Origin of the sequence: Longibacter sp. (genome assembly GCF_051155795.1) — a bacterium.
In the GTDB taxonomy this organism is placed as follows: Bacteria; Bacteroidota; Rhodothermia; order Rhodothermales; family Salinibacteraceae; genus Longibacter.
Genome location: NZ_DAXETW010000011.1, coordinates 20,855 through 35,195 on the forward strand (window position 1 = coordinate 20,855; position 14,341 = coordinate 35,195).

A 14,341-nucleotide genomic window follows, 5' to 3' on the forward strand; every position below is an offset into this window, starting at 1 on the left:
TCCGACCCGGACCTCCCGTAGCTCGCTGCTCCTGCATGCCTCCCGAGCCCTTCCTCGATGCCCAGCCGTCCCTGCGACCGCCAGCCTCCGTTCCGGTTGATGCCATGCAGACGCCGGACGAGTGGGACGTGAAATTCGAAGGGTTCTCCCAGGCGGCATTCGGGATCCTGGATCGACTTCGCGACATCCCGCATATCGATCAGTATAAAAAGGAGAAACCCGGTGTCACGGACGATCTCAAGGACCCCTTTCGCCGATATCGCGACGACCTCGTTGTTCACTGGGTGCTTCCCAACCGGATTGATTTTGAGACGGAGAGACACGTGTTCAGCCGTTTGCTGAAGAATGACTTTGGTGCCGGCGGTTGTCACGACAACCTGTGGATGGCGTTTTTCCGGCCGGAAACGAAGCGGCTCAAGGATGTCCAGATCTCGCACCGCGTGTCCCCGGACGGATTCGATGTCGGCATTTACGTCGGGTCGCACGTGAAAAACCTGCTCGACCGGGCCGTCTCCCGGATCGCGGACGCCCCGGAGACTTACCTGGATCTCGTCAACCCATTAATTGACCGGGGCGGCTGGCGCTTTGCGCTACACGGAGGGAGCGGGGAGCGCGCCTGGAAAACGGTGAGGAAGGAGCCCATGGATGGGCTTCCCGACGATCTGGCGCGCTGCAAGGGCCTGTGGGTTCGTCGTCGTATCGGTCGGGACCGGGTGCTGGACGTGGGCCCCGACCTCGTTCGGATCGGCCTGGAAACGGTGATGGACGTCTGGCCGATCTACCGGTTCTACCTCACGTGACGGCCATCGCCGGGGGGACCGCTCGTCCAAAGGCCCGTATCATAATACCGCCAGGCTCATTGCACCAGTTCGCTCATCCGACCCGGGAGTCGATGCGCTGGGAACTGTGGAGCGGTGCGACGGTGACGAATCGCACCCTTTCCTTTCAACAAGATTCCCGGCTACATGCCCGAGCGAGTCAACGTTCATCGCGATGATAAAGTCCTCACGGTCACGCTGGACCGTCCGGATAAACGCAACGCTATCGATGCACAGATGGTGAGTGATCTGAAGCAGGTCCTTGCGACCCACGCCGGCGAGGAGGGCGTGCGGGTCGTGATCCTGACCGGAGCCGGGCAGGTTTTCTCGGCGGGCGCCGATCTTGCCGCGTTGAAGGCGCTTCGGGATGCATCTTTGATGCAGAACCGCGAGGATTCCGCCCATCTCGCGAGCCTGTTCGACGCGATCTACACGCATGAGAATCCCGTCATAGCCAAGATCAACGGTCATGCCCTGGCCGGTGGCTGCGGGCTTGCGGCGGTGTGCGATCTGTCGTTCGCCGTCGATGGGGCGAAGTTCGGCTTTACCGAGACCCGCATCGGCTTTGTGCCAGCGATCGTCATGGTCTACGTGCGACGCAAGCTTGGTGAGGCGGCACTTCGCGACCTCTTGCTGCGCGGTCGGTTGGTCCGCGCGGAGGACGCGGCGTCGATTGGCCTGATCAACGAGGTCGTGCCCGCAAGCGAGCTCGATGAGCGGGTAAACGCCGTAGCGAGAGAGATCGCAACGGAGACGAGCGGATCGGCCGTGGCCCTGACGAAGCAGATGCTGGCGCAGGTCCCCGGCATGGGGCGACAGGAAGCGGTAGATTATGCCGTCCAGATGAACGCCTTCGCTCGCGGAACGGACGATTGCCAGGCCGGCATCCAGGCCTTTCTCGACAAAGAGCCTCCCCCGTGGAAACAAGATTAGAAAAAGGCCTGCCGGGCGTGGCCCGTAGCACCACGTCTGTTTGAAAAGCCCTGCATGGAATGCCTATCTTCGCTTCTGCGTCGCCACTTCCGTGATCGTTACGGCTTTGTTCAAACTGTCGCGTCGCCGGACAGTGGGACGTTACGTGACCGGGCCGCACTGCTCCGAACAGAAGCGGACGCGTATTTTGTTCATTGAGCATGTTCGCACCGGTTGCGTCAGCGCTACCGTTTAATATCCGGGCGCAGCATCAGATCTTCTGCGGATAACCGTACCGCCGGAGGCGACAAGTCGAGAATGCTCCGCCCTCATTGCTTTCTTTCATCGAATGCACCGCACGCACTCATGGGCATGAATGTCGCACAGAAGCTTATCGACAGCCACCTGGAAGGGGGCACGATGAGCCAGGGAGAGGAGATCAAGTTGAAAATGGACCAGACCCTGACGCAGGATGCGACGGGCACGATGGTGATGCTCGAGTTCGAAGCGATGGGTATTCCCCGCGTTCAGACCGAGCTGTCGGCGCAATACGTCGACCACAACCTGATCCAGTCGGATTACAAAAACCCGGACGACCATTTATTTCTGCGGAGCGCCTGCAAGAAATTCGGCGTTCACTACAGCCGTCCCGGCAACGGCGTCAGCCACCCGGTTCACCAGGAACGCTTTGGCAAGCCGGGCAAAACGCTTATCGGCTCGGACAGCCACACACCGGCGGCGGGCGCGATCGGCATGCTGGCTATTGGCGCAGGCGGGCTCGACGTGGCGATGGCCATGGCCGGCAAGCCGTACACCATCCGGATGCCGGAAGTCTGGGGGGTGAAGCTGACAGGCGAACTGCCCGACTGGGTCAGTGCCAAGGATGTCATTCTAACGATGCTGCAGCGCCACGACGTTGACGGCGGTGTGGGTCGGATCATCGAATACTACGGCCCGGGCCTCGACAGCCTGAGCTGCATGGACCGCCACGTGATCGCGAATATGGGCACCGAGCTGGGTGCAACCAGTACGGTCTTCCCGTCAGACCAGGAGGTGAAGCGTTTCCTCCGGTCGCAGGGTCGTGCGGACGACTGGACGGAACTGAAGGCCGACCCGGACGCCGAATACGACGTGCACGAGGAGATAGACCTGTCCGAACTCGTGCCGATGATCGCGAAGCCAAGCAGCCCCGGCAACGTGGTCCCGGTGCGCGAGGTCGAAGGACAAGAGATCTACCAGAGCTACGTCGGGTCATCGGCCAATCCCGGCTTCCGCGACTTCGCCTCCGCTGCGGAGATCGTCGACGGACGCCAGGTACACGACCGCGTCAGCTTCGACGTCAACCCGACCTCACGTCAGATCCTGGAGAACCTGATGAACTCCGGGCACCTGCAGATGCTCACGCGCGCCGGTGCACGGATTCACCAGGCCGGATGCAACGGGTGCATCGGCATGGGGCAGGCGCCGGCGACGGGGCAGATTTCCGTCCGCACCGTTCCACGTAACTTCCCGGGCCGCTCCGGAACGAAGGAAGACGCCGTATACCTCGTAAGCCCCGAAACGGCCGCCGCGTCGGCACTGACGGGCAAGATCACCGATCCACGGGATCTGGAGGACCTGTACGGCATGTCTTATCCAAACGCGAAGGAACCGGAGAATATCACAATTAACACGGATCAGCTCGTCGCGCCCGTGTCCGAGGAGGAAGCGGCCGGTCTGGAGCTCGAGAAGGGCCCGAACGTGGTGTCCCTGCCCGGATTCGATTCACTGCCCGACCGACTCGAGCTTCCGGTGCTGCTCAAGATGGGCGACGACATCTCGACGGATGAAATTATGCCGGCCGGATCGCGTATTCTACCGTACCGGTCAAATATTCCCAAGATCTCGGAGTTCGTCTTCGAGCAGGTCGACGAAACGTTCTTCGAACGCAGCCAGGACGTGCGCGAGACGGGTCATGCGATCGTGGCCGGAACGAATTACGGTCAGGGATCGAGCCGTGAGCACGCCGCGCTCGCTCCGCGCTGGCTCGGGACGCGCGTTAAGCTGGTGAAAAGCTTCGCCCGGATCCATCGGCAGAACCTCGCGAACTTCGGGATTCTCCCGCTCAAGTTTACGAGCGACGACGCCTACGACAGCATCGAGCAGGGCGATACGCTCGTCCTGGACGATCTTCGCGATACGATCCGGGAGGGGGCGGAGGTCGAGGTCTACAATCAGGACAAGGATGAGACCTACGTCCTCGAGCACGACCTCTCCGACCGCGAGCTACAGATGGTCCTGGAAGGTAGCCAGATCGGCGTGGTCAAGAAAGAATTCGCCACGGTGTGATTCTGGTCTAACATGACAGGTTGTTCGGCGGCGAGTCCTTTCCGGGGCTCGCCGCCTGCCTGTTAGAGAACAAGAATGACGACCCCAATGGTATATCCGTTATTGCAATAAAAGAGCAAAACTACATATCGTGCACACCGCAAGTAAGCCGTCTGGTCCGCCGCCGGAAGATCCCCCTGTGACATAGAATATGTAACGACATCCATGCAGCGTATGCCTGGTCCTGCGGGAACGGTCTTTCTACCTTATCGTGGTGGACAGGCCGATGGACACGCATCGGTCCAGCGACCTGTACGACGAAACGCCCACCGACCCATCCCGCACCGGGTGGTTCACGACTGCTGGGAAGTGAGCAACGCGGGGTATCCGGTCTCGATCTCTGAGACCGTGTTGGTTTCGTCTTTTCCCAATCCTGGATCCAGCATTCCACCCCTCGAAGCATCCGAGGACGACGTCATTGACGACCGCAACGGTTCGATGCACGAAAGGACAGCGTGACCGTCGGTGCCATCCAGCGGCCCCGGTGCTTACAGTCACAGTGAAGGATGTGCGCCGGCCTCAACCCGCCGGTTTTGCTGCACCCAACGCTCCGAACCATCTGATCTCGCCTCATCACGCCTTCTCATGCCGAACACGACGAGCACGGCCGACCTGCCACGCCCTTTCTATTCGGAGTGGTCGCGCTCCGAATCCTCGTCGGCAAAGGCGCTCTGGGAATGGCATTCGGCGCTTGCCCGGCCCCTTCCTGTGGGGGGCGACGGGACAGTCTCATCAGTCGAAGCGTATTTTGCGGATGAGTATGAACGGGCACGAAATGCCGAACCGCTCCGAACCGTGCGCGAGTCCGTCTGGCGACCGGCGTATCAGGCCGTTGATCGACACGACCTCGACCCCGAACTCCTCGCTGCTCAGGTGCGGGCATCGCGTCATCTGCAGGGATCCGTGCGGTTTCGGACGGCATCAGAGCTCGAAGACTTCGCCCGCCAGTGGGCCATCCCGCATGCTCGTTTGCTTGCGTCGCTAGCTGGGGTTGACTACGGGTGGATGGTGAAACGCGTGGACGAACTCGCGCGCGGCTTTTTCTTTCTCGCTCGATTTCTGACCCTGCCGCATGACGTGAAACAGGGCCAGCTGTTCATACCGGTGACGGACTTGAAGCAGAATGACGTTCATCTGTCAGAGCTACGGGACGGGGACGTGAATGAAGGGGTCCGTCGCGTGCTTTGGAAGCACAGCATCCGCATCCGAGACGCCTTCGGGCAGGGTGAACCGATTCTGAAAGACCTCGGACTTCGACGTCGACTGACCCTGAAGCGATGGTGGTACGGCAGTCTTGAGGTCCTGAATGAAATCGAACGGCGCGACTTTGACGTCTGGAGCGAACCGGTTGAACTGTCTGTCTACCGCAAAATGCAGGTCTATCTGCTGACGGTTTTCGGGCGGTCGACAACCGCGTAGCACGGCATTCCGCTCGATGGCGCTCTCTTCGTTTTTGCGCGAAATCGCGACGTGCTGCGACCCCGGCGGTTGCGCGTCCGTTCTGCACGCCGCAAGTTGATGGTGTCCATGTGACGTACCGCTCGTTCCCGTCTTTCGCCGAAGCCTATCCCTGCCGAATCATGACCACGTATAAAGAGTCCGGCGTCGACGTCGATGCCGGTGATGACGCCGTTGATCGCATTAAGCCCATCGTACAGGAAACCTTCACCCCGGGCGTTCTTGCCGGGATTGGCAGCTTCGGCTCCTATGTGGAACTCGATGCGAGTGCATACGACAAGCCGGTCCTCGTGTCGTCAATCGACGGTGTGGGCACCAAGGTGAAGGTCGCCGTCCGGGCGGGGCGGTTTGATACCGTCGGGCAGGACCTCGTCAACCACTGCGTCAATGACATCGCGGTATGCGGCGCTCGCCCGCTGTATTTCCTTGACTATTACGGCGTCGGGCGTTTGAATCCGGATGTCGCCGAGAGCGTCGTCCGCGGGTTTGCCGCAGCGTGCAAGGAAACCGGCACCGCGCTGGTCGGCGGCGAAATTGCGGAGATGCCGGACGTTTATGGAAACGAGAATTTCGACCTCGTTGGCTGTATCGTCGGCGTCGTCGAGAAGAACAGAATTCTGAACGGTGCGACCACGGAGGTCGGTGATGTGCTGATCGGCCTTCCATCCACCGGGCTTCACACGAACGGATACACGTTGGCTCGAACGGTCCTGTTCGACGCATTCGACGTGGATGATGCGCCCGATGAGCTGGCGGGTGAGACGGTGGGAGAAGCCCTGCTTCGCGTCCACCGCTCCTACCTGGACCCCATCCAGACGATGGTCCAGTCCGATTGTACACCGCGTGGATTCGCACACATCACCGGCGGCGGGCTACCCGGGAATCTCCGCCGAATCATGCCGGAGGGATGCCGTGCGGACGTCGACTACGATGCATGGGATCGCCCTGCACTCTTCAATCTGATCCAATCGCTCGGCGACGTGCCGGAGTCGGACATGCGTCGAACGTTCAACTGCGGCATCGGGCTGGTGGGGACCTTTCCGGCGGACGAGGTTGACGCGGTTGTCAATCGCTTGCGAGCGGAAGGGGAGGCGCCTGTCGTGATCGGGCACGTCGTGAAGGACGAGTAGGCACGGATCGGACCTGCTTACGCCAGGACTTCTCGACTTGATCAAACGCCGCTGAGGTGTAGCGTCCGATGGTCACCTCGCGCGCCCGGGCGAGTGCACATCGAAACGGAACAAGCGCCCGCGCGCCCGGGTGTACACGCTAAATACGCTTGACGGCGGGACATACGATCGTCCAGGCCGCCGGCGGGCATTTGTCGTCGACCGCCACGGGTATGATCGCCGGTGCGCGCCATTCCCATTCACATACTGCAGGTGTCCCCATGATATCGCTGGTCATCGTGCTGCTGCTCAGCTACATCGTGGGCTCGATTCCGGGAAGCCTCTGGTCGAGCAAGCTTCTCTACGGGATCGACGTGCGAAAGCACGGAAGCGGGAACGCCGGGGCGACGAACACCTTCCGCGTCGTCGGCTGGCAGGCGGGCGTTGTAGCGACCATCGTGGACATGGGGAAGGGCGCCTTTGCTGCTGGCGTTCTGCCGCTCTGGGCGGCCTTTGGAGCGTTTCCGAGCTTCGGGATCGCTGCCGAGTCCGGGGTCATCGTCGCGCTTCTCTGCGGGCTGGCGGCTGTGACAGGACATATGTTTCCCGTGTTTGCCCGCTTCCGCGGCGGCAAGGGCGTCAACACAGCCGCCGGCATTCTGCTGGCGCTGACCCCGGTGTCGACGCTGCTCGCCATGCTCGTCTTCGTGCTTGTTCTGGGCACCACGCGCTACGTGTCGCTCAGCTCCATCCTGGCCGCGATCGCCTTTCCGACCATCGTCGCCGTCCGGAAGTATGTGTTCGACGCCGACCTTACGGCCAGTCTGCTCATCTTCGGCATCGTCGTTGGAGTTGCGATCGTTGTCGCGCACCAGTCAAACATCCGTCGCCTCATAGCAGGCAATGAGAACCGCGTGTCCTCGTTCAAGCCGGCGGAAGGGATGCGCGGTCGCGGCGAAATCTGATGTCGCTTCCACGATCCGATCGCGCCGTCTTCCGCTTCCTGGCGATTCGTCGATTCAACGCCCAGGACCCGTCGGCTCCTCCGCGGCGACGCGCTGCACAGGCCCTTTTCTCATCCACACCGTTTGATGTCTGCACCCATCTCAATCTTCGGAGCGGGAAGCTGGGGGACCGCCCTGGCCGTTCACCTCGCTCAGTCCGGCCGCTCCGTCACCCTCTGGGCGCGGCGCGATGAACAGGCGTCTGAATTGTCGGATACGCGTCGAAACCAGGAGTATCTTCCCGGCATCGCCCTGCCGCCGCTCGTCCAGGTCACGTCCGATCTGGAAGAAGCGGCAATGGCGTCCGACATGTGGGCGATTGCCGTCCCATCGCAGCAGGTGCGCTCGTTTGTGTCACGGCTTCGCCCGTACCTCCGGCCCGACGTGATCGCGGTGTCGCTCGCGAAGGGAATCGAGAACGATACCCTGATGACCATGTCTCAGGTTCTGGAGGACGTTCTTGTGCCACCGCTGGACCGGGAGCGGATCGGTGTGCTCTATGGTCCGAGTCATGCCGAAGAGGTTGCTGAAGGTCGGCCGACCACCGTCGTCGCTGCGGCGCATGCTTCATCCGTAGCTGAATCGGTTCAGGAGGCCTTCATGACGGATCGGCTCCGCGTCTACGCGAACACCGACGTCATCGGGGTAGAGATCGGCGGGTCCGCGAAGAACGTGCTCGCCATCGCTGCCGGGATCAGTGATGGGGTCGGGTACGGCGACAACGCCAAAGCAGCCCTGGTCACGCGCGGGATTGCAGAGATTAAGCGCCTTGGACTCGCGCTGGGAGCCGACGCCATGACCTTTGCCGGATTGGCCGGGATTGGCGACTTGGTCGTAACCTGTATGAGCCGTCACAGTCGCAACCGCGGCCTCGGCGAGCAAATCGGGTCGGGAAAGACGCTCGATGAAGCGCTCGGTAGCATGCACATGGTGGCGGAGGGCGTCAAAACGACGCGCTCCATTCATGATTTGGCCGAGCGCCATCACATTGAGATGCCGATCACGGAGGCTGTGTACGCCGTGCTCTTCGAGGGGCGACGCCCGCACGAAATGATGGAGAAGCTAATGACGCGGAGTGCCAAACGGGAAAACTGGCTGCCTGAGGTGCTGCAAGAATCATAGAGCGGCCGAGCGCAGAGGGCCGTTCGCGGTACCGACGCTCCGGTCATTTTCGCCGTCTGCAGAATGCCGGTCTGTTCGCCACGTCAACGCAAGAGATTCCATGACTCTACGAGAATTGAAGCAGCTCGTCTCGCTTGGCGAAGGCATCAGTCTCGAGTTCAAGCGGCGTGTACCGCGCGACGAACGGATCGCGAAAGAGGTCATCGCGCTCGCCAATACGCAAGGTGGCCGTATTCTGGTCGGAGTTGATGACGACGGGGAGATCACGGGTCTGGATGACGCGTCCGAGCAGGAGTTTCTGCTTCGGCGTGCGATCGAGCGCCGAACGCAGCCCGTTGTGGACATCCGTACGGAGCGGATCGTCGTGGCACCGCGGCGGGACGTGATCCTCGTGACGGTGCCGGAGAGCGATCAGAAACCGCATCAGCTGGTCGGGGACGATGACCCGGCGGGAGACGGCACGGCCTACGTCCGGGTCGAAGACATGAGCGTCGAGGCGAGCGAGGAGTCTGTTGAAATGATGGAGTCGGCGAAGGCCGTCAATGGCGTCACGTTCGAGTTTGGCGAGGCCGAATCGCTTCTCATGCGCTACCTCGACGACTACGGTCGGATCACGGTGGGGGAGTACGCCAAGCTGGCCGATATTTCGACCGAGCGTGCGTCCGCGACGCTGGTGCGCCTGTCGAAGGCCAACCTGCTCCGACTACATGCAGATCGAAAAGAGGATTACTTCACGCTTGCGTACTAAGCCCGGTAGCCGACCGATATTTGGCAGCAAGAACATGTATAACCGTTATTGTATTACAATCATCTATAATATTAAAACAAGCTAACACCGACAGATGCCCGGAATATAGCCGCTGATCACCTATTTCCTCGCGATACCCGACGTCTCTATGATACCCATACAGTCGAGGATTTTCTCACCGGCTAACGAGGGGTACTCGCGTTATTAGAAAACGAACATCCGCCCAATCCCGAGGGAGCAGGAGCGGAGCGCTCGCGCCCACGGTCCGCTGCTTGTATCTTTTCGAGCACGTGAGTAAACTATGTGTGCCTGCAGCATCATCCGTTATTGAACCCCACTCATGGCAACTGAACACGACACAGCGAACGGCAGCGAACGCATCAAGAGCATCCCGCTCCACGAGACCGCCGAGAAGCGGTACCTGAACTATGCACTCTCGGTGATTACGAGCCGGGCGCTGCCGGACATCCGCGACGGTCTCAAGCCTGTGCAGCGGCGGATCTTGTACGGCATGTATCAAAACCTTCGCCTGTACCCGGAGAAGCGGCACCGGAAAAGCGCTACAGTCGTCGGAGAGGTGATGGGGAAATACCATCCGCACGGCGACAGCGCCATCTACGATGCCATGGTTCGGATGGCCCAGGACTTCTCGCTCCGAGCACCGCTGGTCGACGGGCACGGCAACTTCGGATCGCTCGACGGTGACAATCCCGCAGCGATGCGGTATACGGAGGCGAAGCTCCGACCGCTGGCGATGGAAATGCTGGACGAGATCCGAAAGAAAACGGTCGATTTTCGGCCTACGTTCGACGGTACGTTGTTCGAGCCGGTCGTGCTTCCGTCCAAGGTTCCGAATCTGCTTGTCAACGGCGCAAGCGGCATCGCTGTCGGTATGGCAACGAACATCCCGCCGCACAACCTCGGCGAGGTGATCGACGCCTGCCTATACATGATCAAGTCGCCCAACGCACGTATCTCGACACTCGTCGAGAACTTCATCTCAGGCCCCGATTTTCCAACCGGTGGGCGCATTCTGAACACGCCGGAAGAGCTTCTCGACATCTACGAGACGGGTCGGGGTACCGTGGAGATGCGCGGAGCCTACGAAATGCAGGGCAAGACCCGGGCGATCATCACGTCGGTGCCCTACGGCGTCGACAAAAGCAAGATCGTGGAGGAGATCGCCGATCACATCGCGGACGAAAACGTGCCGCAGCTTTCGAACATCCGCGACGAATCCACTGACGACGTCCGGATCGTCCTGGAGCTGAAGCGAGGATCCGATGCCCAGGCGGCGCTGGCCTACCTGTTTAAGCACACGAAGCTCCAGCACCGCTTCCACGTGAACCTGACGTGCCTCGTACCAACGGAGAACGCAGAGGTCGGCGCTCCGCGGCAGGTCGACCTGTACGAGATCCTGCGCCACTTCCTCGACTTCCGCATGGACGTGGTGACGCGACGTCTCGAGTACGAACTCGAGCAGCTCGAGAAGCGAATCCACCTGCTTGAGGGCTTCGAAATCATTTTCGACGCCCTGGACGAGGCGATCAAGCTGATCCGTTCGTCCAAGAACAAGAAGGACGCCGCGCAGCGCCTAATGCATCGCTTCGATCTGGACGACGATCAGACGGAAGCGATCCTCGAGACGAAGCTCTACAAGCTGTCCCAGATGGAGATCGACGCCATCCGCGAGGAACTGGACGAAAAGCGAGCGGAAGCGGAACGAATTCGTGGACTGCTTGGCGACGAGGACGCCCGATGGACGCTGATCCGGGACGAGCTTCGCGACGTGAAAGACGCCTTTGCAGACGAGCGCCGGTCGGAGATCGCGGGGCCGGATGCGGCGATCGAGTACACGGAAGAAGACTATATTATCGACGAGGACGTCTTCGTCATGGTGACCCGCGACGGGTGGGTGAAACGACAGGGTTCGTACACCGATATCGATAGTATTCGCGTCCGGGACGGTGACGAGGTGGGATGGGTCCTACCGGCTTCAACGCGAGCTACCGTTGGCTTCTTCACCAACTTCGGCACCTGCTACACCACGCGGGTTGACGAAATCCCGAGCACGACGGGCTACGGCGATCCCGTACAGAAGCTGTTCGCATTTGAAGACAAGGAGCGCGTGGTTGGCGTGATCTCGTTCGACGATCGCGTTCTTCCGGGAGCCGTACCTCCAGATGTCGAGACGCAGGCGGACATGTTCACGAATGGCACCGCGGACGAAGCGGATTACGACGGCGATCCGTACGTCGTGGCCATTACCAAGATGGGCCAGGCGATCCGCTTCACCATCGAAGGCTACACCGATCCGTCGACCCGAACCGGACGCATGTACGCCCGACTGGAGGATGGAGACCAGGTCGTTCGTGCCATGATCGCCCGGGGACATGAGAACGTCTGCCTTGCCTCTCACCAGGGACGAGCCCTCATCTTCCCGGTGCACCAGATCAGCGTTTACAAAGGCGCTGCCAAGGGCGTGATCGCGATCCGACTGGACGACGGCGACCGGGTCCTCGGGTTCACCCTGAGTGACATGGCGCGAGAGGGTCTACGGGTCGAAACCAACAACGGCCGCGAAGAAACCATCCGGACGACGAAGTTCGACGTCACAAGCCGCGGGGCTAAAGGAGCATTGGTCATCAAGCGAGGGTATTTCGCGCAGGTGTTCATGGAGCCCGTCGAAGAATCGTTTCCCGATTCGTAAACTCCGGACCGGGTCTCCCTCGGAAGCAGTTGCACCCCCCTTTGCATCCAGCCTTTTGTAGCACGAACGCATGGCAGATACCACTACGTACACGGGAAAAGATATCCAGGTCCTCGAGGGCCTCGAACCGGTGCGAAAGCGGCCGGGCATGTACATCGGCGGGACCGGTGCCCCCGGTTTGCATCATCTTCTCTGGGAGATCGTGGACAACGCCGTCGACGAAGCGACGAACGGCTACGCGTCCCAGATCGATGTGCGATTGCACGCAGACGGTCGCAGCATCACGGTGAAGGATGATGGCCGCGGCATTCCTGTCGATATGCACCCCGACAAGGGCGTGCCGGCCCTCCAGGTGATTCTCACCACCCTTCACGCCGGGGGCAAATTCGATGGGTCCAACTACATCACTTCGGGCGGTCTGCACGGCGTTGGGGCATCGGTGGTGAACGCTCTCTCCGAGGAGATGGTCGCCACCGTTCGGCGTGATCAGAAGGAATACGAACAGCGTTTTCAGCGCGGGACGCCCGTGACCGAACTGGAGGTCACGAAGGACCGCACGCGGGGAACCGGCACGACCATTTTCTTCCGCCCGGATTCCGACATCTTCGAAACGGTCGACTTCAACGCACTGCAGATCCGCGAGACGCTTGAGGTCAAGACGTATCTCAATCGGGGTCTGAAGATCGTTTTTCACGACGACCAGGAAGGGGAGTCGTATGAATTTGTCCACGAAGGAGGCGTAGCGGAGTACCTCGAGCACATCGTGGAGAGCCTGCAGGTCCACCCGATCCACGAAGATATCTTTACGCTGGAGGAGGACGACCTGGAAGGCGAGGGTCGATTGGAGATTTCTCTGCAGTGGACCGATGCGCCAAAGGAGCAAATCCGAACGTTCGTCAACGGTATACCGACACAGGACGGTGGCACCCACGAGCAGGGGCTCCGGAGCGCAATCCGGAGCGTGATCCGGTCGTACATGGATACGCACGATCTCGTCCCGCACCGTCTCGACGTGACGGCGGATGACACGCGGGAAGGTCTCGTTGCGATCGTGAATCTCTTCCACGTCGACCCGCAGTTCCAGGGCCAGACCAAAGATAAGCTCAACAACCCCAGTGTTCGGTCGCTGGTCTCGGGCACGCTACGCCGGGAACTGGAGCAGTATCTCAATGCCCATCCGTCGACCGGCGAAGCTATCGCGACGCGTGTCATTCAGGCCGCGAAGGCACGACGTGCCAGCCGCTCGGCTGCGAGTCGGGCACGGGGAACGAGTACGAAGCGCCGGCTCAATCTGCCGGGGAAGCTTGCCGACTGCTCGTCGTCGACACCGCAGGAATGCGAACTGTTCATCGTTGAGGGCGACTCCGCCGGTGGATCCGCGAAACAGGGACGCGATCGTGCCACCCAGGCGGTTCTGCCGCTGCGGGGTAAGGTGCTGAACGCCCACCAGGCAAACGCCAAACGCGTCAGCAACAATAACGAGCTGTCGAACATCGTACAGGCGCTCGGCTGTGGGCTCGGGGACGGGTTCGACCTGTCGGCTCTCCGGTATCATAAGATCATCCTGCTCATGGATGCCGACTCCGACGGTCACCACATCGCGACGCTGCTGCTGACGTTTTTCTATAACTACATGCCCGCCCTGATCAACGGCGGATACGTGTACATTGCGCAGCCACCACTGTACCGGATTGACGCGGGAAGCGACACGTACTGGGCGCTCGACGATCCTGATAAGGAGCGCATTCTGGAGAACGCCCAGGCCGACGGCCGGAATCTGAAAATCGATATTCAACGATTTAAGGGTCTCGGCGAAATGATGCCGAAAACACTCAAAAAGACGACGCTCGACCCGGAGAAGCGGCGGCTACTACAGGTTTCGATCCCGGATGACAAGCGGCACGTGACACAGCAGACGATGGACGACCTGATGGGGCGCGACACGTCCGCCCGGTTCGAGTTCATCATGAAGCACGCCGCCGAGGCAGACGAACTTGACGTGTAGCATCGAGCATCGTACTCGGTCTTAGCCCGCAGTCGGGTGTTCTACCTGACTGCGCTCCGGAGCACGACGATCCTGACTGCACGGCGGG

General features: G+C 60.9%; 10 protein-coding genes. All 10 read left to right on the forward strand.

Features of this window, described 5'->3' with window-relative positions:
* Nucleotides 1-35: 35 nt before the first annotated feature.
* The 10 genes from ACFCU0_RS02180 (at nucleotide 36) to ACFCU0_RS02225 (ending at nucleotide 14,253) form a co-directional block, all read left to right on the forward strand.
* Nucleotides 36-800, forward strand: a complete 765-nt coding sequence (locus ACFCU0_RS02180; protein WP_434972021.1) for a hypothetical protein — start codon at nucleotides 36-38, stop codon at nucleotides 798-800.
* A 165-nt stretch (nucleotides 801-965) separates the two neighbouring features.
* Nucleotides 966-1,751 (forward strand): enoyl-CoA hydratase/isomerase family protein, encoded by a 786-nt coding sequence (locus ACFCU0_RS02185; protein WP_434972022.1) that lies wholly within the window; start codon nucleotides 966-968, stop codon nucleotides 1,749-1,751.
* 345 nt (nucleotides 1,752-2,096) lie between these two features.
* A complete protein-coding gene (locus ACFCU0_RS02190) occupies nucleotides 2,097-4,058 on the forward strand; it encodes an aconitate hydratase (protein WP_434972023.1) in 1,962 nt (653 codons plus the stop codon).
* Between the two features lie 624 nt (nucleotides 4,059-4,682).
* Entirely contained in the window at nucleotides 4,683-5,516 is an 834-nt protein-coding gene (locus ACFCU0_RS02195; RefSeq protein WP_434972024.1) for a squalene/phytoene synthase family protein, read from the forward strand.
* A gap of 161 nt (nucleotides 5,517-5,677) precedes the next feature.
* Entirely contained in the window at nucleotides 5,678-6,685 is a 1,008-nt protein-coding gene (purM, locus tag ACFCU0_RS02200; RefSeq protein WP_434972025.1) for a phosphoribosylformylglycinamidine cyclo-ligase, read from the forward strand.
* A gap of 260 nt (nucleotides 6,686-6,945) precedes the next feature.
* Nucleotides 6,946-7,629 carry a glycerol-3-phosphate 1-O-acyltransferase PlsY gene (plsY, locus tag ACFCU0_RS02205; protein WP_434972026.1) on the forward strand — a complete coding sequence of 228 codons (684 nt, stop codon included), beginning with the start codon at nucleotides 6,946-6,948 and terminating at the stop codon, nucleotides 7,627-7,629.
* Between the two features lie 126 nt (nucleotides 7,630-7,755).
* On the forward strand, nucleotides 7,756-8,790 hold the full coding sequence (locus ACFCU0_RS02210; protein ID WP_434972027.1) for an NAD(P)H-dependent glycerol-3-phosphate dehydrogenase: 1,035 nt from the start codon (nucleotides 7,756-7,758) through the stop codon (nucleotides 8,788-8,790).
* Between the two features lie 100 nt (nucleotides 8,791-8,890).
* Entirely contained in the window at nucleotides 8,891-9,538 is a 648-nt protein-coding gene (locus ACFCU0_RS02215) for an AlbA family DNA-binding domain-containing protein (protein WP_434972028.1), read from the forward strand.
* Nucleotides 9,539-9,878: 340 nt separating this feature from the next.
* Nucleotides 9,879-12,248, forward strand: coding sequence for a DNA gyrase/topoisomerase IV subunit A (locus tag ACFCU0_RS02220; protein ID WP_434972029.1), 2,370 nt, complete (start codon nucleotides 9,879-9,881; stop codon nucleotides 12,246-12,248).
* Between the two features lie 70 nt (nucleotides 12,249-12,318).
* Nucleotides 12,319-14,253 carry a DNA gyrase/topoisomerase IV subunit B gene (locus ACFCU0_RS02225; protein ID WP_434972030.1) on the forward strand — a complete coding sequence of 645 codons (1,935 nt, stop codon included), beginning with the start codon at nucleotides 12,319-12,321 and terminating at the stop codon, nucleotides 14,251-14,253.
* The last annotated feature ends 88 nt before the right edge of the window (nucleotides 14,254-14,341 follow it).